This is a genomic window from Variovorax paradoxus, from assembly GCF_029919115.1.
Lineage (GTDB): Bacteria > Pseudomonadota > Gammaproteobacteria > Burkholderiales > Burkholderiaceae_C > Variovorax > Variovorax paradoxus_O.
Genome location: NZ_CP123990.1, coordinates 5,753,180 through 5,774,261 on the forward strand (window position 1 = coordinate 5,753,180; position 21,082 = coordinate 5,774,261).

19 protein-coding genes and 3 pseudogenes are annotated in these 21,082 nt (G+C 64.8%); 10 read left to right on the forward strand and 12 right to left on the reverse strand.

Going from position 1 to position 21,082, the window contains the following annotated elements; all coding sequences use genetic code 11:
• Positions 1-110: 110 nt before the first annotated feature.
• Genes QHG62_RS27425 through QHG62_RS27435 form a run of 3 tightly spaced genes read right to left on the reverse strand, consistent with a single transcriptional unit; the run spans position 111 to position 3,386 of the window.
• A complete protein-coding gene (locus QHG62_RS27425; protein ID WP_281148732.1) occupies positions 111-2,282 on the reverse strand; it encodes an alpha/beta hydrolase in 2,172 nt (723 codons plus the stop codon).
• On the reverse strand, positions 2,279-2,980 hold the full coding sequence (locus QHG62_RS27430) for a TetR/AcrR family transcriptional regulator (protein WP_281148734.1): 702 nt from the start codon (positions 2,978-2,980) through the stop codon (positions 2,279-2,281). The genes QHG62_RS27425 and QHG62_RS27430 overlap by 4 nt, the downstream gene beginning before the upstream one ends.
• 34 nt (positions 2,981-3,014) lie before the next feature.
• Positions 3,015-3,386, reverse strand: a complete 372-nt coding sequence (locus QHG62_RS27435; RefSeq protein ID WP_281148735.1) for a hypothetical protein — start codon at positions 3,384-3,386, stop codon at positions 3,015-3,017.
• A 373-nt stretch (positions 3,387-3,759) separates the two neighbouring features.
• Between QHG62_RS27435 and QHG62_RS27440 the strand changes: the two genes are divergently transcribed.
• Complete coding sequence (locus QHG62_RS27440; protein ID WP_281148736.1) at positions 3,760-4,080, forward strand: hypothetical protein; 321 nt, start codon at positions 3,760-3,762, stop codon at positions 4,078-4,080.
• Positions 4,081-4,149: 69 nt separating this feature from the next.
• Here QHG62_RS27440 and QHG62_RS27445 read toward each other — a convergent pair whose 3' ends face one another.
• Complete coding sequence (locus tag QHG62_RS27445; protein ID WP_281148737.1) at positions 4,150-4,332, reverse strand: hypothetical protein; 183 nt, start codon at positions 4,330-4,332, stop codon at positions 4,150-4,152.
• 121 nt (positions 4,333-4,453) lie between these two features.
• Between QHG62_RS27445 and QHG62_RS27450 the strand changes: the two genes are divergently transcribed.
• Positions 4,454-4,693: a hypothetical protein gene (locus tag QHG62_RS27450; RefSeq protein ID WP_281148738.1), complete on the forward strand. Its 240-nt coding sequence runs from the start codon at positions 4,454-4,456 to the stop codon at positions 4,691-4,693.
• Positions 4,694-5,137: 444 nt separating this feature from the next.
• Positions 5,138-5,668 (forward strand): DUF421 domain-containing protein, encoded by a 531-nt coding sequence (locus QHG62_RS27455; RefSeq protein ID WP_281148740.1) that lies wholly within the window; start codon positions 5,138-5,140, stop codon positions 5,666-5,668.
• Positions 5,669-6,037: 369 nt separating this feature from the next.
• Here the strand turns inward: QHG62_RS27455 and QHG62_RS27460 are convergent, their stop codons facing one another.
• Together QHG62_RS27460 and QHG62_RS27465 are read right to left on the reverse strand one after the other, a co-directional pair.
• Entirely contained in the window at positions 6,038-6,811 is a 774-nt protein-coding gene (locus QHG62_RS27460) for a hypothetical protein (RefSeq protein ID WP_281148741.1), read from the reverse strand.
• Between the two features lie 898 nt (positions 6,812-7,709).
• A complete protein-coding gene (locus QHG62_RS27465; RefSeq protein WP_281148742.1) occupies positions 7,710-7,982 on the reverse strand; it encodes a hypothetical protein in 273 nt (90 codons plus the stop codon).
• A gap of 182 nt (positions 7,983-8,164) precedes the next feature.
• Between QHG62_RS27465 and QHG62_RS27470 the strand changes: the two genes are divergently transcribed.
• On the forward strand, positions 8,165-8,608 hold the full coding sequence (locus tag QHG62_RS27470) for a hypothetical protein (RefSeq protein ID WP_281148743.1): 444 nt from the start codon (positions 8,165-8,167) through the stop codon (positions 8,606-8,608).
• A gap of 352 nt (positions 8,609-8,960) precedes the next feature.
• Entirely contained in the window at positions 8,961-9,494 is a 534-nt protein-coding gene (locus QHG62_RS27475; protein ID WP_281148744.1) for a hypothetical protein, read from the forward strand.
• Here QHG62_RS27475 and QHG62_RS27480 read toward each other — a convergent pair.
• The 4 genes from QHG62_RS27480 to nosP form a co-directional block, all read right to left on the reverse strand.
• A complete protein-coding gene (locus QHG62_RS27480; RefSeq protein WP_281148745.1) occupies positions 9,401-11,572 on the reverse strand; it encodes a putative bifunctional diguanylate cyclase/phosphodiesterase in 2,172 nt (723 codons plus the stop codon). The genes QHG62_RS27475 and QHG62_RS27480 overlap by 94 nt on opposite strands.
• Before the next feature lie 181 nt (positions 11,573-11,753).
• Complete coding sequence (locus QHG62_RS27485; protein WP_281148746.1) at positions 11,754-14,036, reverse strand: putative bifunctional diguanylate cyclase/phosphodiesterase; 2,283 nt, start codon at positions 14,034-14,036, stop codon at positions 11,754-11,756.
• Positions 14,033-15,130, reverse strand: a complete 1,098-nt coding sequence (locus tag QHG62_RS27490) for a sensor histidine kinase (RefSeq protein WP_281148747.1) — start codon at positions 15,128-15,130, stop codon at positions 14,033-14,035. Before QHG62_RS27490 ends, QHG62_RS27485 begins: the two co-directional genes overlap by 4 nt.
• Positions 15,123-16,283, reverse strand: a complete 1,161-nt coding sequence (gene nosP, locus QHG62_RS27495) for a nitric oxide-sensing protein NosP (protein ID WP_432445564.1) — start codon at positions 16,281-16,283, stop codon at positions 15,123-15,125. Before nosP ends, QHG62_RS27490 begins: the two co-directional genes overlap by 8 nt.
• A gap of 593 nt (positions 16,284-16,876) precedes the next feature.
• Between nosP and QHG62_RS27500 the strand changes: the two genes are divergently transcribed.
• A complete protein-coding gene (locus tag QHG62_RS27500) occupies positions 16,877-17,266 on the forward strand; it encodes a response regulator (protein ID WP_281148749.1) in 390 nt (129 codons plus the stop codon).
• Between the two features lie 38 nt (positions 17,267-17,304).
• Here the strand turns inward: QHG62_RS27500 and QHG62_RS27505 are convergent, their stop codons facing one another.
• Both QHG62_RS27505 and QHG62_RS27510 read right to left on the reverse strand, forming a co-directional pair.
• Positions 17,305-18,402 carry an extracellular catalytic domain type 1 short-chain-length polyhydroxyalkanoate depolymerase gene (locus QHG62_RS27505; protein WP_281148750.1) on the reverse strand — a complete coding sequence of 366 codons (1,098 nt, stop codon included), beginning with the start codon at positions 18,400-18,402 and terminating at the stop codon, positions 17,305-17,307.
• 28 nt (positions 18,403-18,430) lie between these two features.
• The gene (locus QHG62_RS27510) at positions 18,431-18,856 is read right to left on the reverse strand and encodes a CopG family transcriptional regulator (RefSeq protein WP_281148751.1); all 426 of its coding nucleotides are present in this window, start codon (positions 18,854-18,856) and stop codon (positions 18,431-18,433) included.
• A 118-nt stretch (positions 18,857-18,974) separates the two neighbouring features.
• Between QHG62_RS27510 and QHG62_RS27515 the strand changes: the two are divergent.
• The 4 genes and pseudogenes from QHG62_RS27515 to QHG62_RS27525 form a co-directional block, all read left to right on the forward strand.
• A pseudogene (locus tag QHG62_RS27515) lies at positions 18,975-19,223 on the forward strand (IS3 family transposase); the annotation flags it as partial.
• 2 nt (positions 19,224-19,225) lie between these two features.
• A pseudogene (locus tag QHG62_RS27850) lies at positions 19,226-19,459 on the forward strand (hypothetical protein); the annotation flags it as partial.
• 172 nt (positions 19,460-19,631) lie between these two features.
• A pseudogene (locus tag QHG62_RS27520) lies at positions 19,632-19,979 on the forward strand (PAS domain-containing protein); the annotation flags it as partial.
• 165 nt (positions 19,980-20,144) lie between these two features.
• Complete coding sequence (locus QHG62_RS27525; RefSeq protein WP_281151833.1) at positions 20,145-20,756, forward strand: sensor histidine kinase; 612 nt, start codon at positions 20,145-20,147, stop codon at positions 20,754-20,756.
• Positions 20,757-21,082: the final 326 nt, after the last annotated feature.

Here is a 21,082-nt window from a genome sequence, read left to right on the forward strand (position 1 = left end):
GGGTCGGGGGCGCCCGAGTGCGGGAGCCCGGAGCTACGGCACTTCGCAGCCGGAGGGCCGGGGCGGCGGGCGGCAGGTGCCGTCGGGCGCGCCGATGGACGCAGGCGGTTTCATCGTGACCCTCCGCGGTTGTCCAGCACCTGCGCAATGCGCCGCGCCGCGCGTGCGGCGCCATCGGTTTCGACCGGGCGGTAGCGCACCGGTTCATGCATGGCGCCCAGGGCTCGCAACGCGAGGGCGTCCGGGTCCAAGGTCGCCGCATAGTCCACCGAGCGGTCCGCAGCGTAGTTGGCCAGGCGCTGGCGCACATGCACGCACTGCTCGAAATGCCGCTGCAGCGGGAAGCTCAGGAAAGGCCGTCGCGTGGCCACCAGTTCCATCGTGGTCGACAGGCCGCCCTGCACCAGGGCGAGGTCGCAGCAGGCGAGATGCTCGAAGAGGTTGTGCACGTAGGGCCGCAGTTCAAGCCCGGGTTGCGGTGCGAATGCGTCGGCGGACAGCCGCGGGCCGGTGACCAGGATCAGCCGCAGCTGCGGCAACTCGCGCTTCATGCGCGGGAACGCCGCCGCAATGCGCTTGAGCAGATGAATGCCGGTGGCAGTACCGCCGACCGCGGCGATCGCGATCTTCTCGTCGCTGCGGTAGCCCAGCCGCGCGCGCAGGCGTTCGGTATCCGCCAGCGCGGACGGGTCGAAGGGCAGGCAGTAGCCGCAGTAGCAGAAGTTGCGGTCCGTCCAGTCGCGGATGCCCGGCAAGCCGGGACCGAAGGTCTGTTCGGTCACGTCCTCGCGGTTGCCCACGAAGATCGCCGCGTCGCGCAGGTAGGGGTAGCGCGCCACGTGCTCCAGCTCGTCGGCGTTGCGATCAGCGCACAAGGCCGCCTCGCGCGCGTTGCCTTCCTCCATCGGCAGACAGCCGACGAAGTCGGTGAGAAACACGTAGGGTTGGCGCTTGAGTTCCGGGTTCTCGTGGTAGTGGTAGTCCACCTCCCAGGCTTCGTCGCCGACCACGATGTCGTAGTGCTCGGCTTCGACGAGGTCGACGAAGGTCATGAAGTTGCGGCTCATGACCTCGTCCATCGTGCGCAGCGCGAAGAATGCCGACAGGTCATGCTCGCCTGCCAGCGCCTCGAAGTGGCGGCTCTCGTTCGCCAGTCGCCGGGTGATCGGGTGCAGCCGTTCGCCTTCGCGCTCGAGGTAGGCCGCGGCAGGGTCGGTGGTGAACCATTCGATCGCCAGATCCGGCTGAAGCTTGCGCAGCTCGCGCGCGATGGCCAGGTCGCGCTGCACATGGCCCAGGCCGATGGGGCTCGAGATGAACAGCGCGCGGCGCGGGCGGCTCATGGCGCGCGTCCACGTCCGCTCGCGCGGCAAGGCGCCGATGAATTCGCGCAGCGTGCGGTTGAACAGCACCGGGTCGCGCGCCGCCGTGACGTGGCCGCCGGCGGCGACGGTCAGCATCTTCGAGCCCTCGACCAGCGCGTGGATCTCGCATCCCCTGGCGTAGCCGACGCGCCGGTCCTCGTCCCCGTGGATCACCAGTGTCGGGCAGGCCACCTGCCGCGCCAGCGCGCGCACGTCGTTGCCAAGCCAAGCGCGGCGGCACCAGCCCAGCCAGTCTGCGCGGGTGGCCCAGGCGTAGTGCGCGCCGTCTTCGTACGGCTTGGTCGAATGGGGTTCGCTGAAGATGGTGGCCATGAACCAGTCGACATAGCCGGGCCAGTCGCTGCGCAGCAGCGCGTCCTCCATCTCCAGGCGGCGTGCAAGTTCGGGTTCGCCCGCCAGCGATTCGGCAAAGCCTCCGGCGGTGACCAGGTGCGTGATGCGCTGCGGTTGCTCGGCCGCCAGCCGCAGCACCGTGAGCGCGGCGGCCGAAATGCCGACCAGCGCGACGCGCTGCACACCGACCGCGTCCAGCACCGCGACGAAGTCGCCGTAGAAATGGTCGAAGCTATAGCCATCCTGCTGCGCAGGGCGGCCCGAGCGTCCGTTGCCGCGTCCGTCCGTCGTGATGATGCGGAAGTGCTGCGACAGGTAGGGCACCACACCCTTGAGCATTTGACTGTGCACGATCTGGAAAGGCGGCGCGAAGGCGATCCAGGGGCCGCTGTTGCCCCAGGTCGCATACCAGATCGGCACACCATCGCGATCGATGAAGCCCTGCTGCACCGGCTCGACGGTCTCGTAGGGCGATGCGTGCCCCGCCGGCACGGCGCCAGGCGCGGGCAGCGGGCCGGCGTTGCGCGCCAGGCGCTCGGGCAGGGGGCGATCCGGCTTGCTCATCGCCGGCTCCGCGCCCGGGACGGGGGCTGCGCCTTGGCGACGGCTCGCGCATCGAGCGACTCCAGCAACCACTGCACGGCATCGAGCGCCGCGCGATGCTGGGCCTGCTCTTCCTTCACGCCGAGCAGATCGGCGAACTCCATGCCGAGCCAGAACTCCGAGATCCAGCATGCGATGACCTCGGGCGTGAACGGCGCCGGCAGCGAGCCGCCGTCGGCCTCCAGCGCCTCCACGGCTTCGCGCACCGCGCCCAGCACCAGCTTCTTCCAGGCCAGCAGGCGCGGCAGGAACTTCTCTCGCAGCTCCAGGTTGGAGAGGCTCGCCGCCCACAGCTCGGCCTGCAGGCGCACGAAACCCGATCTGAGGTCTTCCTCGTAGAAGCGCCGCGCGCTGGCCCACTTCTGCGCAAAGCCTCCCGCGCCGGCGTACATCGACGCCTGGCGCGCCAGCAGCCGCTGGTTGACCGCGTCGAGCACCTCGATCACCAGCTGGTCCTTGCTGCGGAAGTGGTAGTTGATCAGCGCATGGTTGACGCCGGCGTCGCGGGCGATTTCTCGCACGCTCAGCGCGGCGTAGCCTTCGGCCACCAGGCGCCGGAAAGCGGCATCCAGGATGCGTTCACGCGTCTGGGTCGCATCACCGTCGTGCAGCTGTGAGGCTGCGGATCGGCGCCGACGGACCTCGGGCTCAGCACTCATGTTTCACCACCTGGTTTAAACGAGTGTTCAAATCCTAGAAGCTCCAGCACCCCTTGTCAATCGCGCATTTCTTCGCTGCCCTGCAGGTACTTCCGGATGCAACATCGAGGCGGGCCTGTGCGCCGTGCAATCTCGCGCAACGGGTGCAGGGCACCTGGCGCAGCGGCGCGTCGAGATCCATCGTCACGGCCGAGGCGATGTCCGCTTCCAGCTTGCACGGGTAGGCAGCGCGGATCGAGCCGAGTGCGCGTGTACTCGAGAGGTCGGTGAGGATTCCGCTGATCGACGTGGTGCTTTGCCTTGCATTTCGCAACGCGCGATCGTTGGGCTTGCCGCCGATCCCATGGCTCAGAAGATGCACACAGGCGCTGAGCGCGCCGAGCGGGCTGCGCTCGAGACCGCGCATCGCCAGAAAGGTGTTGCTCGAGTTGGCCCTGTGTTCCGAATCGAGCGCATCGCGTCTGCAAGGCTTGCGTCAATGCCTGCATTGAACCGGATCGCTTCCTCAAGGACGGACCGACATCGTCTCTGCCGAGGAATCATGGCGCGCGCGAATGCCCACTCGACGAGGATCAGCTCGACGTTGTTGCTGATGAATCCGCTCGGGCGCGTCGCAGGGCTATGCGCTTTGCAGGAGAAGGTGGGCGCTGCACGGTTTGCCGCTTGTGCTTCGGAATGAAATAAAAGTTCCTTCGCCGGCCCGAATGCCCCACCATGTGAAGCGAGAGCGGCTCCGAAGCGAGTTCCGGCAGCTCGCGATCGTCAAAAAGGTGGCAACGATGACAACCCGGACGGGCCTAGGGGTGGCGGAAATTGGCATCGCGCCAGTGCGCAACCAGTGGCAGACGCGAATGCTCTCGGGTCCCACGTACGCCGACGGCATGAGCTACTCCGCCGACATTTATTGGGGAGCAGCTTTTCTGTGCCGACTGGTCGACGCAGGTCCGACCCGGACCGTCGTCCAGGCGCATGCCGCGCTTGGCGCGCGGGCAGTGATCTGGATCGCGAGTTACGAAAGCAGGCCAGGCAGAGTGCCGCTCCCGTGGATCGCGAGTGACGACGAGCCCTGGTACTCGTCGTCGGGCCTGGAACTGCCGTGAGACTTCGTCTGAAGGGCATCGATCATGTGCGCAGGGTACGTGGTCCATCGCACGCTCGTGGCCCCGCCATCACGACTCGCGCGCAGAGGACCCGTTGCCCTTCATGTCCGCGGGCAGCGCGCCCTGCAGGCCGTGCTCGGTCACGCCGATGGGATTCGACTTGCTGTTCAATGCGAGCGCCACTTCCGTATCGTCCGTCTCGGCGTACAGGATGATCCCGACGGTCGGTGCGCCGTCGAGTCCGATCGCCACCGGCGCCTTGAGGACGCGGTGAAGGAAGTCGAGTGCGTCCCAGGACGCGGGGGCGGCGTCCTGACCTACAGAATCGGCGGCCTGCGCGGACCATCTTCCAAGGCAACACCGAGGAACCCTGATGAAACAACCTGCGCAACCTGACCCATCTTCAACGCCCACCTCGGGGGGGCGGGCCACCTCCACCCACGACAAGCCTCAGCTTTCGCCCGTGAACATCGAACAGAACCGCCAGGTCGGTATCGACTCGCCAGCCAAGGGAAGCCGAATGGGACGTGAGGCCAACAAGCCGTCGGGCGATCCCGGCGAGCGAGGCGAGGAGGCCGACGCCCCGGCTGCGCCCCATTCGACATCGCGCTGAGTCCAGCTTCGACGTGGCCTCTTCCTGCAGCCGTGGCGCAGCGTCGGGAAGGTCAGTCGCCAACGCATGGCGGTGGCGGCTATCGGTTTGCCCCGCGTCCGCCGCATACGGGGCACTCCGCTCGCCGTGCTTTCGCAAAGTCCCTCCACCCGGGCCTGCGACAGGCTCGGGGCCGCGGCGCGGGGAGCAACCCGACGGCCGACGCGGTCTCGCCGATGGTTCCCGCGTGGCAACGTGAGGGCAGCGGTCGTCTTCTTGAAGTGCGGCCCGGATGCGGGGCTCCATATCCTTGCGCATCCTGCCTGCCGTCGCAGTGGACCTGCTCGCCGAATGACCTTCCGAGACTGCGTTGCGCGCGGCGAGGCGGCGTTCGCGATCTCGCGAAGCCCGCTCCGACTTGTTGTCATGAGGGCCCTGCATCGGCCCTGATCTGAAAGGCATGCGATGAATGACATCCTCCATCTTTTCGCGCGCGAGTATCCGGTGTGGCACATGGTCCTGCGCGGGACCGTTGTCTACTGGTTCCTGCTGTTGGTGTTTCGTTTCATTCTTCGGCGCGACATCGGCTCCATGGGCGTCGCAGACCTGCTGTTCGTCGTGCTGGTCGCGGATGCCTCGAGCAACGCCATGCAGGGCGAGTACAAGTCCATCAACGATGGCCTGGTGCTGCTGTCGACCTTGATCTTCTGGAACTTCGCGCTCGACTGGCTGAGCTACCGGTTCGAGCCCGTCTCTCGCTTACTGGAGCCTGTGCCCGAGGTCTTGATTCGCCATGGCCGAGTGAACAGGCGCGCCCTGCGGCGCGAGATGATCTCCACAGACGAACTGCTCAGCAAGCTGCGGGAACAAGGCGTCGAATCGATCGATGCGGTGAGGATCGCGAGGCTGGAGCCCGACGGGCAGCTCAGCGTCTTCAAAAGAGACGGCGGTGAAACCAAGCCGCCGGCCGATCCAGGCGACGCAGCCCGCCCCTAGGTTTTGCGCCGGCCGGCTCCGCATGCGCGTAAGCGTGTGTCTCGGGGCAAGCGAACGCCGCGTGACGATGCGCGTTCCCTCGGTTCAACCAGGAGGGGCGCTTGAACGCCAGAGGCGAGATCTGCGCCGCGAGCTTGGAGGGCAGCGGGTCCGAGACGGGATGCCGATCAACGAGCGCCGCAACAGCCGCCTTCACTTCGCGCATTGCAAGCAGCGCTCGCTCCGCATTTCCTTTTCGGCTCGGACCAGCGATGACACATCAGCGTTTGATGGCATCGCGCCTCGAATCTCTAGTGCGCGGGATGCTTCACAAGCCGGCATTTCCCAAGGTCGCTGGAGCACGCACTCCGTTGCCGGTTCGCCACCCAATCATCGCCAGCGCTGATGCACTCCGGTGCGCGGCATCCGGAAGGGCGGGCGAAGGGTGAGCGCGACGAGCGGACGCCGCGTCCCATGCGAGCAAATCGACGGCTGACGCGCTGAAACGTCGATCAAGGCAATGCCACGCGGAGGCCGTACTGAATCCACGACTGTCCTGACCGAGACCGCATCAGTCCAGCGTGTCGAAGAGACGGAAAATCCACGATAGCTGGTAGACCAGCATGGCGCAGACAAACAACCTGTGGAAGTGCCGGTTGACCGTGGCTGCCGCGACCACGCAGAGCACCACAAGAACGGGGTGCGGATCAGGTATTCCGGTGCAAAGCGCGCGAAGTGCGCCTCTCCCTTGATCAGGGTGTCGACCACATCCAGCATAAAGGTCGCGGCGAGCAGACCGAAGAACCATGCGCGGCGGGCATAGAAATAGTCTTCATAGCTCTCATAGTCCCGCATGCTGTCGGGAAAGAGCAAGGCGCACAGCAGGAACAGCACAACGGCATAGCTGACGATGAACGCATAGGTCCCGAAAGTCCAGGTCTGGATCTGGAAGAGGCCGAACTCCCACCACCAGAAATGCACCAGCGCCAACAGCACGGAACCGACCCAGGCGAGGTGGACGGCGTACAGCCGGAAGTGGGTCGGGTGCTGCACGATGCGTGCGACCCCCGACAGCAGACGGGTCAGGCCGAGACCGATGACCATGCCCATGACCACGCGTATGTGCGGGAAGATGTCATGTGCGGAGAGAACTTGTTGTTGCATCAGGGGCGGTAATTCTGATCAATTCTGCTGGTCGTCACCGAAGAACTCTGGGTTCCTGGCGCGCTGCTCATGGTCCATGCCCCACTGTAGCGTCTCGACCATCCAAAGTGCGGCATACCCGCTTTGCGACGGGTCTCTCGATCGCGCGGAGAAAGCCGCCGTCTGCGTCGGTGGCGGCCCAATCTGGCTGAAGATGTGAGGCCATTGCCTTTGCAGCCACCGCGACGGCGGCGCGCGGCCTACACTGCCTGCATGACCACCACCGTTGTTTGCATTCACGTTGCTTTGGCTGCGCTGCTTCTCGCGGGAACCTACGCGCGCGCCGCCGCAAAGAATGTGCGCCCTCAGCTGGCGCCCGTCCATTCCTAAGTCCAGCGGGCCGCTCTTTTTCGCTTGGGGCGCCCCGTCGCCCTCCACGCGCCGGCCTCGCGCAGCAGCGGCGGCCATCCCACCGCGCGGTGCTCGCAGTCGATGACGTGTGCGTCAAGTGCACGCAAAGATCCACAGCAAGCGCCTGCCCACCGGTTTCGACTTCTCCCCCCGGGATGTCTTTGGGCTCCGCGACGCGAACGAGGAGGGCCTCGTGCTGCAGGCGCATCAGGAACGAGAGCGGCATCGGACCATGCGGCGGTCCCGCGCTCGGGTTGTTCGGGCCGGGCACAGTCTGAATGGTTGCGCCGGCTGCAGGATTCAATGTCAGGGCGCGGCTTCTTTGTAAGGCACCTGGCCGGGCAATGCGCCGTGCCTGCCAACGACGGATGGGTGTGCAGCGCGACAGTCGCGGCCGCCGGCCCATGCACCGTTGCCGGTCTGGCCCGGCAGCAGCAAAAGGTCATCGCGGTGAAGCCAGACTTGGCGCCGTGCCGCACCTCACCGAGCGCTGGCAGAGGCTTCCCTGCTAAGGATCCAGGGGGGCGAACACGGTGGTGCCCGTATGCGGCCGCGACAGGTACTCGTCGATCCAATGCCGTGCCTTGACGGCCAGCAGGCGGCGTGCCTCATCCTCCGATTGCACGCCAGCGACGACAAGGCGGCAGACATTTTTACGCGCGCATTGGATGTCGGCGAAGTAGAAGGCGCTGTCTCCTTGGCCTTCCAGACCCACGGCCATGGTCCAGTCCGCAGGCGCGAGCGGGCCCCCGACCTTTTCGTCCGGCGGATAGAGATTCATTGCTGTCCTCGCTCCATGTCGTTTTGTCCGGTGAGCGCATGCCGCCACCGGTGGACCCATTGTTACGCACATCAGGGCAGCTCCGCATCCGGGGGCGCCTCAATGGTCAACAGAGGCGTCTCGTCGTCCTTGCCGGATTCAGGACCTTTGCCGACAGGAAGTGAGCGCCGAACGATCTAGGGTTGTCCGCATCGAACCACGTCCCCGAGGCGGTTGCTGGCGGCGTCGACTTCTCTCCACCAAAAATAGCAATGGGCAAAGGCACCTATGAGCGCAGCATCCGCCACAGGAGCGACTTCGCGAAAGCGACTTCGCCCACATCGGTCAAGGAACAGATGACGAAGTGGGATGCCGATATTGCGCTGGCGATGGAATCGCTCGAAGCTGCCGCACAGGGCATCGCCTTGAGCATTGCCGAATTTGCGGAATCGTCGAGCCCCGGAGCGACGGCGCTGAGGCTGCCCGCTGTTTCGTGGCGCAACCGCAGTTTCCCGAAAGAGTTCGGATTGGCCGCGGACATCGACCGTGTGGTTTATCGCCTGAAGTTGCTGCAGGCCGCAGTGGACAAGGCCACCCGTCGCCAGCGCCGGCGCCCTGTGGCTACGGCCCGCAAACCGGCCGCCTAGGCGCAGGAGCTCTGCCAAACAACAAAGCCTCCAGGCTTTGGGCACTGCAGGCCTTGAAGGGTCTTCTCGACAGGGAGTGTCCGGTGCGCACTCGCATGCGCCGCCGCCGAGGAAACGCTGCCGGTCCTGTTGAGACCGGTGACGTGATCTTTGTGGAAGGCGCCTGCGTGCGCAAGCGCGGTGGGGTAGCCAGGCGCGCTCTTCCGTAGGGAAAAAAGATGCTGGAAATGCAACAGGGCGACCGTCCCGAGTGCATCGCTGGCATCTGCTTCAGATGGCCAGATCGACTGACCCGGGCGCTGCTGTCGGGTCCAGAGTGGCGCCATGGCCAATGGGGGACCGCTGTCGGCCCATGCGCCTCGACGAGCGCCTGCTCGACCTCGCGGAGCCGGGAGCGGTCTATGCGTTGAAGATGGACGGCTACCGCATCCTGGCCGAGTTCGATGGCGCCATGCAGCTGCGCACGCGCCTTGGCACCGATGCCACCACCTGGTTTCCGGAGATCACGCACAGCCTGGGCAAGCACAGAAGCGGTCAGTGCGTGGTGGACGGCGAGGCGTACGTGTTCGACGAGGTGGGTCGCAGCGGGATCGACCAGTTGCGGGATCGCGGCATCCGCGGTAGCTATCCCCGGCGGCCCGAACGTCGTCTACAGTGCCTTCCATCTGCGGATACACCGCGGCGTCGATCTCACGCAGCAGCCACTGCAAGCGCAAGGCCGCACTCGCCGGGGTTTTCAAAGAATCCGCGGCCGTACCTCATGTATGTCGACCCACTCGGAATGGGCGCTGTTCAACTCTCCACGGACATCGGGGTTCCTCGGAAACTGGCATGTTCGATCAACGCGGGCAGTTCGGTGGGCGGCACCGGCGGGCTGAACAGGTAGCCCTGCATTTCGTCGCAGCCATGGGCGCGCAGGAATTCCAGCTGTTCCTCGGTTTCGACGCCTTCGGCGATGACCTTGAGATTGAGCTCATGCCCCAGTGAAATGATGGCCTTGGCGATGGCTTTGTCCTCTTCGTCGCCGGGAATGTCGCGCACGAAGGCGCGGTCGATCTTCAGCCTGGCAATCGGAAAGCGCTTGAGCGCACTCAGGCTTGAGTAGCCGGTTCCGAAATCGTCGATCGAGAACTGCACGCCCGTCGCGCGCAGGGCCTGCATCGACTCCAGGGCCTTCTCCAGGTCTTCCATGACCATGCTTTCGGTCAGCTCCAGTTCAAGAAAACGGGCCTCGAGCCCGCTGTCCTTGAGCGCCCGCGCGATCTGTTCGATCAAGGTCCGCTCCTTGAACTGCCGGGCGGACACATTGACAGAGACGCTGAAGGCGGGCAACCCGGCCTCCTGCCAGGCCTTGTTCTGGAAGCAGGCGGTGCGCAGCACCCATTCGCCGATGGGAACGATGAGGCCGGTCTCTTCTGCCAGCGGAATGAATTGCACCGGAGAGACCAGGCCCTGCTCAGGATGCTGCCATCGGACCAATGCCTCGACACCTGTCACTCGGCCCGATCCCATCTCCACCTGAGGCTGATACACGAGGTAGAGCTCGCCGCGCGCAACGGCATGGCGCAAACCCTCCCGCATCGAGAGCTTGTCGCGCGTCGCGCGGTTCATCTCCTCCGCATAGAACTGGAAATTGTTCCGGCCTGACGACTTGGCGCGGTACATGGCAGCTTCGGCGTTCATGAGCAACGCGTCGGCGTCGGCCCCGTCTGCAGGATAGGTGGCCACCCCGAGGCTGCCGGTGACCTGGACCTCGTGGCCATCGACCTGGACCGGGCGGGCAATGTCGTCGAGCAACCGCTGCAAGGCCTGCGCGACTTGCGTCCCGTTGCCGGGCTGGTCGTACAAAATGATCACGAATTCGTCGCCGCTCGTCCGCACGACCGTGTCCACGCTGCGCAGGCACTCGCTCATCCGCCCTGCCATGATCTTCAGCAATTCGTCCCCCGCCCTATGGCTCAAGCTGTCGTTGACCAGCTTGAAGCCGTCGAGGTTGATAAACACCACGGTCATCAGCCGTCCATATCTGTCGGCATACGAAATGGCCTGCCTGAGACGGTCTTCCAGCAGCACCCGGTTCGGAAGCCCCGTCAATTCATCGTGCGTGGCCTGGTGCTTCAGGTGGTCGGCGCTGCCCTGCAGGAGCACCTCGGAATTCTCGATCGCCTCGGCCATCTGGTTCATCGCGCTCGCGAGGACGCCGAATTCATCCGTGCGGCCTTGCGGCACTCTCGCATTGAAGTCTCCCGCGCCGACGCGCCGGGAAAAATCGATGAGCTGCTCGATGGAACCCATGATGCGATGAGAGATGACCCGCGCGGCCACCATGCCCAGAAGGGCAGCCAGGGCGACCAACGCAACGGCGGCCCATCGCGAGAATGCGGCTGCGCGTTCGACGTCGCGGCGCGTTTGAAAGGCCTGCCGGGTCGCAGCGGCATGCAAGGTCTCGACCGAGGACTCGATGCCAGCAGCCGCGGCGGCATGGGCTTGGCGGAACCCCTGTGTCGAACCTGGCGACCCCTCCTTGCGATCCTGCGCGAGGAACGCGAGAAATCCGCTCTCGTATTGCTGGATCTGGGTCTCGATCTGGTCGACCTCACTTTTTAGCAGCGGGTCGCTCGAGAGGTCACGAAGACTGGCGAGATCTGCCCTCATGTCCCGCAGATGATTCCTCAAGGCCGGCAGCAACTGCGCGCTCGCCTGCGCCATCCCAAGCTGCTCCATCGACAGCAGGAGGTCCCTCTCCGCGTCGCGCGCCTTGTACATCGCAAGCGAACTGCGCAGGCTCAACTCCACCATCCGGTTGTCACGGTCCAGCAGCTTCTCGATGGCAGTTGCGGAGCGCTGTTCGCCGAGATGGAAAGCGATGCCCAACGCGAGCATCAGCGCGATGACGACGCCGAAGCCGAGTGCGATCTCCGCCCGCAGGCTGGGCGATCTTCTCGACGATGGAGAGTCGGCCAAGAATTTTCTCAATCGCAGCAGCCCCGCCGGCGCTCACTGGAGGGATGTTTGCCGATTGCGACGAAAGGTCCCCCCAGAAGGGGCGGTTGCGTGAGCAGCGCGGCAACAACCGGCGACAGTCCAACAGTACCGCTGCGCGCTGCGAAGCGCCACGTCGCAAGACGCTCCGGGAATGACTTTTTCATGCGCGAGCCTCTTCAAGCGGAGGTTCCAGGTTCTCGGCCTTGCTGCTTTCGCTCTGCGCCATGGTGCCCGAGCGCAGAAAGTCGCCGGCCTCGTTGGCGACCACGGCGCCGCTGAAGTAGTAGCCCTGCGCAAGGGTCGTGGCGCCGGCCGATCCGAGGAAGGCCCGCTGCGCTTCCGTCTCCAGGCCCTCGACGATGATGCCGATCCGCGCCTCCCGCGCCAGGTTCATGATGGCGCGCACCGTGGCTGCGCTGTCGGGGTCGTCGATGGCTCTCTTGAGCATCGACTGCGCAATCTTCAGGTGGTTGACGCGGTAGGTCCGCAGGTATTCGAACGACGAGTATTCGGTGCCGAAGTCGTCGATGGCGATCCGGGCCCCGAGCGCGCGCAACTGCGGCAGCACGTCGTTGTGGGTCCATGTCATCTGGGCCAGCGTCGACTCCGTCACGTCGAACTCCAGAACGGATGCGTCGAGTTGCCACTTCGCAAGGCAGTCCACCACGTCTCGGACCAGCTCGGCGCCCTTTCTGAGCTGTCCGAGCGACAGGTTGATCGCCACCAGCGGCGGCGCCACGCCCTGTTCGCGCCACAGGCTCATCTGCCTGCACGCCTGATCCAACACCCAGCGGCCCAGCAGGACGATGCCGCCCGTGCGTTCGGCGATCGGCACGAAGGCCGCGGCGTCGAGCAGCCCCTGCTGCGGATGGTGCCAGCGCAGCAGCGCTTCCACTCCCACGATCTTTCCCGAAGACAGCTCGACCTGCGGCTGGTAGTAGAGCTCCAGCTCTTCGCGCTCAATCGCCTTCTTCAGGTCTTCGCCGAGCGCAACCCGCGCACGAACCTCCAGGTCGAGTTCTTCCGAGTGGAAGCGGTATTGATTGCGTCCCTCTTCCTTCGACCGGTAGAGGGCTGCGTCGGCCTGCGCCAGCATTTCGTCAGGGCTCTCGCTGCCTTGAATGAAGGGGCAGATACCGATGCTGGCGGACACGTGCACTTCGTTGCCGTTGAGCATGTAGGGGCGCGCAAGCTCCGCCTGTATTTTTGCGGCCAGTGCGCCCGCGGTGGCCGGCTCACCCATTTCGCTTTGCAGCACCGCAAACTCGTCGCCGCCCAGGCGGGCCACCAGGTCGGTTTCGCGCGTGCAGCTCTTCAGGCGCTGGGCCACCTCGCGCAGCAGCAAGTCGCCGGCCGGATGGCCGAAGGTGTCATTGACCGGTTTGAAGTGGTCCAGGTCAAGGCAGTGCAACGCAAAAGGCATGGAGCCCCTGCGTGCAGCCGCATGGGCCTGGTGAAGGCGTTCGGTCAGCGTGGCGCGGTTTGCAAGGCCGGTGAGCCCGTCGGTGCGCGCGAGCCGCGCCAGCTGCTCTTCCGCCGCCTTGCGTTCGGTAATGTCGATGACGATGCCCTCGACCTCGATGAGCCGGCCTTCCTTGTCGCGAACCGGAACATAGCGGTTCTCCACCCACCGCCGCGTGCCGTCGCCTGTGCACAGCCGGTATTCGATGGAGGCGCCTTCCGCGTCCTTCTCGAGCACGCGAGCCATTGCATCGGCAACCCCCGCGCGGTCGGCCGGGTCGATCAGAACATCTGCCCAGTCCGGGTTGGCCATGAGGCTGGCCGGATCGTGGCCGAACTTGGTGATGTTGTGCGAGATGTAGATCAGCGGAAAGGTCGGCTCGCCGCGCAGCCGATACAGGATGGTCGGGCTGTTCTGCACGATGATGTTGGCATCCGACAGCTCGCGGGTGCGCTCTTCGACAGCCTGCTCGAGCTGGTTGAGCTTGAACGCGGCGTCTTCCGTCATCTGCCACTTCATGGTGAGCGCGCTGGCGAGCTGGCGCGCCTCGATCGGGTCGAACGGCTTCTTGAGCACCAGCAGGCGGTCGCGCGCGTCCAGGCGCTCGAACACTTCCACCCACGACTGGTCCGCATAAGCGGTGCAAATGACGATCTGCAGGCGCGGGTCCACCAGCCACAGCTGCTCGATCGTCTCCACGCCGTCCCAGCCCGGGGGCATGCGCATGTCGATGAAGGCCATGGCGTAGGGCTGGTCCGCGTCCAGTGCCTCGCGCACCTTGGCAACCGCTTCTTGCCCCTGGTAGGCGCTGTGCAGGACGAACTCCACCTCGCTCTTCCTGACGGCGGTGCCAAACAGCGCGGCCTCCATGTCGTCCAGCTCCGGTGCGGCGGCCTCCGTCAGGAGAATTTTCCGGAAGTCCTCGTGAATGGCAGGCGTGTCGTCCGCGAGAAGGATGCGGCGGTTCTGCGGCTTGCTCATGACATTTCTCTCGGCTTGCCGATCGGCAGTTCCAGCGTGAACGTCGCACCCATGCCGGGTCCGTCGCTACGGGCCGCCAGCGTGCCGCCCATCTCCCGCGCCGCGATGGCCGCGCTGTGCAGCCCGAAGCCGTGGCCGTCCTTCTTGGTGGTGAAACCATGCACGAAGACCCGCGCCAGGTTTTCGGGAGCGATGCCCACTCCCGTGTCCGAGACGCGGATGCGCAGTGTCTGATCTCCGAGGAGCTCTGCATGCAGCATGAGCCGAGCGCTGTCGTCGGGCGCTCCCTCCATGGCTTGTTCGGCGTTGCGCAACAGGTTCGTCAGCACTTGCAGGACCCGCCCCCTGTCCAGCGGCAATTCGGGAATCTGTGCCAACTCGTTCTCCATCACCACCTGATGGCGCGACGGGCCTGCGGCATTCATGCGCAGTGCATCCTCGACAAGCTCATGGATCCGTATCGGCTCGATCAGTTGGGAGGCCCCGGCATGGGCCTGCTGGGCGGCGATGATCTCCTTGATGTGGTCGACGCTCTTGGCCAGCATCACGAGTTCGTCAACGGCAGTGCGCTGCTCCGCCACCAGCAGCGGCGTCAACTGCATCAGATATCCCGGAAGCATCTTTCCCTTGGCATCGGTCGCCAGGTACGTGCCCAGGTCGTCTGCATGCTCGTTCATCAGGCGCGCCGCACGCGCAAGCCCTTCCATCTTGGATGCGCGAACCCCGGAAAGGATCAGGCCCGCCGAAACGTTGACGCTGTTGAGCACATTGCCCACGTTGTGCAGAACGTTGGTGGCGATCTCGGCCATCCCGGCCGAGCGTGCCGCCGCCACCAGGTCGGCCTGTGTCTTGCGCAGCACCCGGTTGACCTGCTCGTTCTCGCGCAGCGCCGCTTCCAGTTCCGCGGTTCGGCTGTGCACCTGCTCCTCCAGCATGATCGTGGTCTGGAAGAGATTGAAGTCGGAGCCCTGCGCGTTCGCGCTGCGTTCGGCACGGTCCATCAGTGCCCGGATGATCTTGTTGAGCCGGGCAGCCTCGTCTTTCGAGGAGGGGGCTGGCGAGCTGGAGCGCTGCAGCGTCGTCGCATCAGACATGGCTTGTCTCCACAGCGTTCGCGCCGAACGCAATGCCGACCAGCGTCTGATTGACGTGCACGCCGCGGAACTGCTCGCCGTAGGTGTGAAAGCCGACCGTGTTGTTCTCCTGCAGGACTTCGCCGATGCGCTCCCTCGCGGCGCTCTGCGTGATCTCCAGCTTGCGCAGGATGCAGTCGTAACCCAGAACGAGCTGTGGCGGACCGATCTCGGCCCGTATCTCGGCAAACGCCTGCTCCAGGTTCTGCAGCAGATCCACGCCCTTGGCCACCCGCAGGACCAGCCCGTTTTCGATGGCGCAGAAAAAAGTCAGGCTGCCATCGGCGTTCGCTTTCTGGATCGAACGCACATAGGTGGTCCCGCCGATCGTCAGCACCACCGGCCAGGCCGCGAATCGCGCGGGGTTCAGGTCGGACGCGTCGATGCCGAGCATCCGCGCGTACTCCTGGCTTGCCGGCAGGCCGTTGATTTCCTTGACGACGCGGCAAGAGGCGTCCGCCTCGGTCACCACCAGCCTGTCTTCAGTGGCAACGATGTGTTGCGTCTTGAAAATCCGAAACGGCATTCGGGACACCACCAACACCAGCACTGCACAGTCGGAGCAGAACTGGCCATCCCAATAAACCTGGGTCTTGTCGAACTTCATGCCGTCACCCGCCGATCCACCGAGCAACGCAAGCCTGCCCAATGCCGTCTGGAATGCTCGTGTCACGGGCTCTTCGCGCAGCGACAGCCCATCGATCAACAGCAATGCGAAGCTGTTGTCCACGTCCGCAGGCGCGCCTTCCGCCATCAGCTTGTGCAGCAGCGACTGGGCGAAGGCTTGACCCGCATCCACCTCGAATTGCTGCAAATGGTCGACCTGGCCTGCTACCACCCTGAAGTGGCTGCCGGCAAAGCTCGCCCCCGCGAGACTGTGGTCCCGGAAGCCGGCGGGTCCGATCTCTCCGGCGGTGGTGCAGCCCACCACCAGGACTTCGCCGAACAGATGCTTCATCTCCTCGGCAAGCGCATCCAGGTGGTATTCGCTGGAGCAGAAGAAGATCACCAGCGACATGCCCGGCTGCGACACCATGGCATGGAACTCCTGCGCGGCCTTGCGAGGGTCTGTCGTGCAAGAGTGGGCCTTGCGTACGCAATCCATATGCACCATGTCGAATCCTTACGTTGGAGCCATTAGGCGCTTGATGGATGCAGCGCGGTTGCCTGATTCCATGCGAGACATGCCTGTCTCGGACTGCGAGCTTGCGGCGCTCCTCGAAGACCTACATGAGAAGTTCTAGTGCTAACCCCTCATAACGGACCTTAACTAGATAGGACTCATGTTTCGCTGCTTGAGCTCGGGCTTGCGCAGAGCCCACGCCGGTCTGCGCATCGCGCTTCGGAAGTGGTGGGTGCGCTCGCAGCCTGTCGAAGTCGACCGCATCAGCGATTCGATCGAGGTCCGACGAGGATCGCCTGCGCACCTGGCCGTGCGCCAAGGTGTGGACGCGCTGAATTCTGCTGCCGAGGCAATTCTGCGTATCGGCATTGGCGGCGGTTCTCCTCAATGCTTCCCGGGTCACCTGGATGGCCCACCGAGCTTGAGTGCGCACGTGAAGACCTTTTCCGAACCACAGGGCCACGGCGCCCTCGGCCGCGACTCGAGCATGGCGCGGTCGTGGGGAGGTTCCTACATGATCCGTCTGGCCGTGCGTACGACCGAGCGATTTCATGCGTTTAGCTTGGCTGTGTAGGAGCAAGCGAATGGAACTGTGCATCTTTCTTGTCGAGGACAGTCCGCAGATTCGAGACAATCTGATTCCCGCCCTGGCCGATCTTGGGCTCGCGCAGGTGGTCGGCGTCGCGGAATCGGAACCGGAAGCAACCGAGTGGCTGGCTCGGCATGAGCATGCGTGGGATATCGCGGTCGTCGACCTTTTCCTGAAGAAAGGATCCGGCCTCGGCGTCTTGCGCTGGGTGCACCCACGACGCCGCCCGAAGCAACGGGTTGTGGTGCTCTCCAACTATGCCACTCCCACGACGCGCGAGAGTTGCCTCGAATCCGGCGCGGATGCGGTGTTTGACAAGTCGACCCAACTCGATGAGTTCTTCGACTACTGCCAAGCCGCGGACAGGCACCGCACCGCCTGCTAGCGCCGCAGTGCACACATTCGCCGCTTCCAAAGGATTGGTTAGGAGGGTTGTCCGCCTTGGCGGCTGTCGTCCAATCGATGCCCAAGGAAGAATCGAAGGATCTCGCGGCTGGCGTCGACACCTTCGGGCTGGGTGTAGCTGCCTTGCGGGCTTCCGCCGGACCATGCGTGGCCCGCTCCATGAAGGCGCCAATGCTCGGAATCGCCATAGCCGCTGGGGGCAGCGTAGAGTGTCCGCGTGAAGCGCCGCCCCGACGGGGATTGGCCTTCCTTGACCTCCACCGGCGTCGCCCCCGCGAAGACGGCCAGCCCGTTGCTGGCATGCACCGTCTTGTCTGCATCGCCATGAAAAACAATGGTCGGCGGCCGCGGTGCAGTCCCATGACCGAAAGACGGCGCCGCGCCTCTTTGCATTGCGCTTAAGGCCGACGCCACGTCATGCGCGGCGCCGTGCGGAAGACCGGAATGCACGCCCACCGCAGCGTAGACGTCGGGATAGCAATGACCCAGGACATCCGCCATCGCGCCCCCCGCAGACAGGCCTGCCACGTAGATCCTGCAAGGGTCAGCGTGCTGCTGCTGGGTGACATGTTGGGTGAGGGCGGCCAGAAGCGCCGGCTCACCCCGGCCGCGTTGCTGATGCTGCGACTTGAACCAGTTCCAGCATTTCTGGCCATTGGCCCTTTGCGTCTGTTCGGGATAGAGCACCGTCGCGCCGCAGGCGCGTGCGTGCTCGTTCATGCGCGTGCCGGCAGCGAAGTCGGCAGCGTTCTGGGTGCACCCGTGAAGCATCACGACCAGCGGCTGCGGCGCCTCCCGCCGCTCTGGGGTGGGCGCCGGGACGAAAAGCATGTAGTCGATGCTGCGGCCCTGGTGTGCAAACGTGCCCTTCACCCATTGTTCGGTGCCCTCCGCCGACCCGGGGGAGGGCGCCCGTGGCTCCCGGTCGATCACCCGGGCCTCGACCTCGATGATCTCTGGGTCGACCGTGGGTGCGTTCGATCCGCCGGACGCTGCCGGCCGTGGCTCGGCCTCGCTTCGCAGTGCGCGCTGAATGGCCTCGGTGGCTTCGCCCAAGCGCCCTTGGCGCGTAAGGAGGGCGGCCTTGTCCATCAGGCCCGCGAAAAGTGGATTCATTGATTGGTCCGAAAAGTTGGATATGAAACTAGCGGATGCGTCCTGCCAGCGCCGCCTTGACAGCGGGGGAAGCATGAAGTGCACCGAGCACTGTCAACGAGTCGATGGCTGCACTGGCGAGCTCGGGACTGACATCCGGCTCAATGACGGCCAAGCCGAGTACCCGAATCTGGAGTTTCTCGCCGGCGACGCGCGCGGCTTCGAGGTCGGCGACCGAAAAGGTCTGCAATCCCAGCACCAGCATCTTTCGGCTCACCGCTTGGCGCAGCACGTCAGCATGCGACGCCAGATGCGATCGGATGGCAGTACGGATGAAGTCCGTGCGATTCGAATAAAAGCCGTCCGCCACGAGCAGGTCGACATGGCCCAGATCGACGAAGCCCATGTTGATCGTGATCTTCTCGGAGTCCGGCGCTTTGGCGGCAGGAGGCTTTGATAAAGGCTGGGATGGCATGCGCCATCCTATCACCATCCATGTGGATGGTATATCTCAGATCGGGACCACATAGGCGTACGGATTGGTGGCCCGCGGCAGCCCATCTGACAAGGATCTCTGGCCCCTGGGAGTGCGTGCCAGTCCGGACGCTGAGTTGGTCAACACGATGCTGGATGCAGCCATCGAGACAGTGGCCCAAACGACTGACCGGCCTGTGGTTCACTCCGATCGGAGCGGCCACTACCGCTCGCCAGGTTGGCTATCAAGAATGAGCGACGCGAACTTCACCCGCTCAATGTCCCGCAAGGCATGCTCACCTGATAACGCAGCTTGCGAAAGCTTCTTCGGTCGGCTGAAGAACGAGTTGTCCTATCCGCGGAACTGGGCGTGCTGGTGCCGCCCCATGCCGATGATTTCCGTATCGAGGCGTGGGCCAACACCGGACCCGACGGCGTGAGCGTGGACACGAGGAAAGAACGCCTGAGGGCGACGAACCTGCCGGGCTCGGTCCTGCAATACGTGCTGCGCACCAGGGAGAGATTGCTGCTCGAGGACGCGGCGAACGTGCAGCCGTACGCTGCCGACGCGTACATCGCGAACCGGCAGGCCCGGTCAATTCTCTGCCTACCGCTGCTCAAGCAGACCCGCCTGCTGGGTGTCCTCTACCTGGGAGAACAACCTGACGGCCGGGGCCTTCACGGCGAGCCGCCTGGCACTGACCGAACTGCTGGCTTCCGAAGCCGCAATCTCACTCGAGAACGCGCGGCTCTAACTCGAGCTCCAGGAACGCGAGGCGCGGGTGCGGCGCCTCTTCAACGCGAACATCATCGGCATCTTCACGTGGAATCTCGACGGCCGCATCATCGATGCCAACCGGGCGTTCGCACAGATCATCGGCTACACCAGCGAAGACTTGGCGTCGGGACAGATCCGGTGGAAGGACCTGATGCCTCCGACCTGGGACGAAGGTGACGACCGGATCATGGAGAGGCTCCTGGCCGCGCGCGTAGTGGCGCCGTTCGAGGGCGAGTACGTGAGGAAGGATGGCGGCACGGTTCCCGTGCTGATCGGTGCCGCGCTCTTCGATGCGGCGTCCGGCGAGGGAGTGTCCTTCGTGCTGGACCTGACGGACCGCAAGAAGGCCGAGGATGCGGTGCGCGACGGCGAGCGACGCTATCACGAGCTTGAACTGCGCCTGTCGGACGCCAACCGCATCGCGAGCATCGGGCAACTCTCTGCGTCGATCGCGCACGAGATCAATCAGCGGCTCGCTGGGATCGTCACCAACGCCAGCACGGGGCTGCGGATGCTGGAGGCGGATCCGCCGCATCTCGATGGCGCCCGCGAGACCCTCAAGCGCACGCTTCGAGACGGCAACCGGGCTGCCGAGGTGATCACGCGATTGCGTGCACTGTTCGGTCAGGGCGATCTCGCCCTGGAACCGCTCGACCTCAACGAGACGACGCGCGAGGTGCTGGGGCTGCTGGCCAGCGACCTCGAACGCAACGAGGTGATCCTCGAGCTCCGCCTGGATGAAGCGCTGCCGTCCATCGCGGGCGTACGCATCCAGCTTCAGCAGGTCATGCTCAACCTGATTCGCAATGCCTCGGAGGCCATGGCCGAAGTTCATGACCGGCCGCGCCAGCTCGTTATCGAGACCGGGGCCGAGGAGGGCGATCGCGTGCGTGTGCGCGTGGCGGATTCGGGCGTGGGCCTGGGCAGCCAGAACTTGCACAAGCCCTTCGAGGCTTTCTATTCCACCAAGCGCACCGGCATGGGCGTGGGGCTGTCGGTCAGCCGTTCGATCATCGAGCGACACAACGGCCGGCTGTGGGCCGAACCCAACGACGGTCACGGCGCCACGTTCCTGATGTCGATCCCTCGCCACCCGGATTCTCCGCTCTCGAGATTGCTTTGAGGCCGTGGCTGCAGATGTGCGGTGTGGCCACGGGAAAAGCCTCCTCCATATTGAAGATCGTGCTTGCTGAAAAACCGCACGCGTAGCGAATGGACATCGCGCTCAAAGCCATCGCCTTCGCCCTTCCGGTACGAATTGCCCTCAATTGATGTTCCGCCATAGGGGGTGCGAACGCAATGGAAGCGTCACACGTCAGGACGAAGGTCTACACAGTAGGCTCGAGCCTGAGCTTCATCTTGATGCGCTGCTTGGCCGATTGATGGTCCTTGTCGGAAGCGCACAGGCGGTCTCCGGCCATGTGGCGGACAGGCGACCGCGTCCACGCG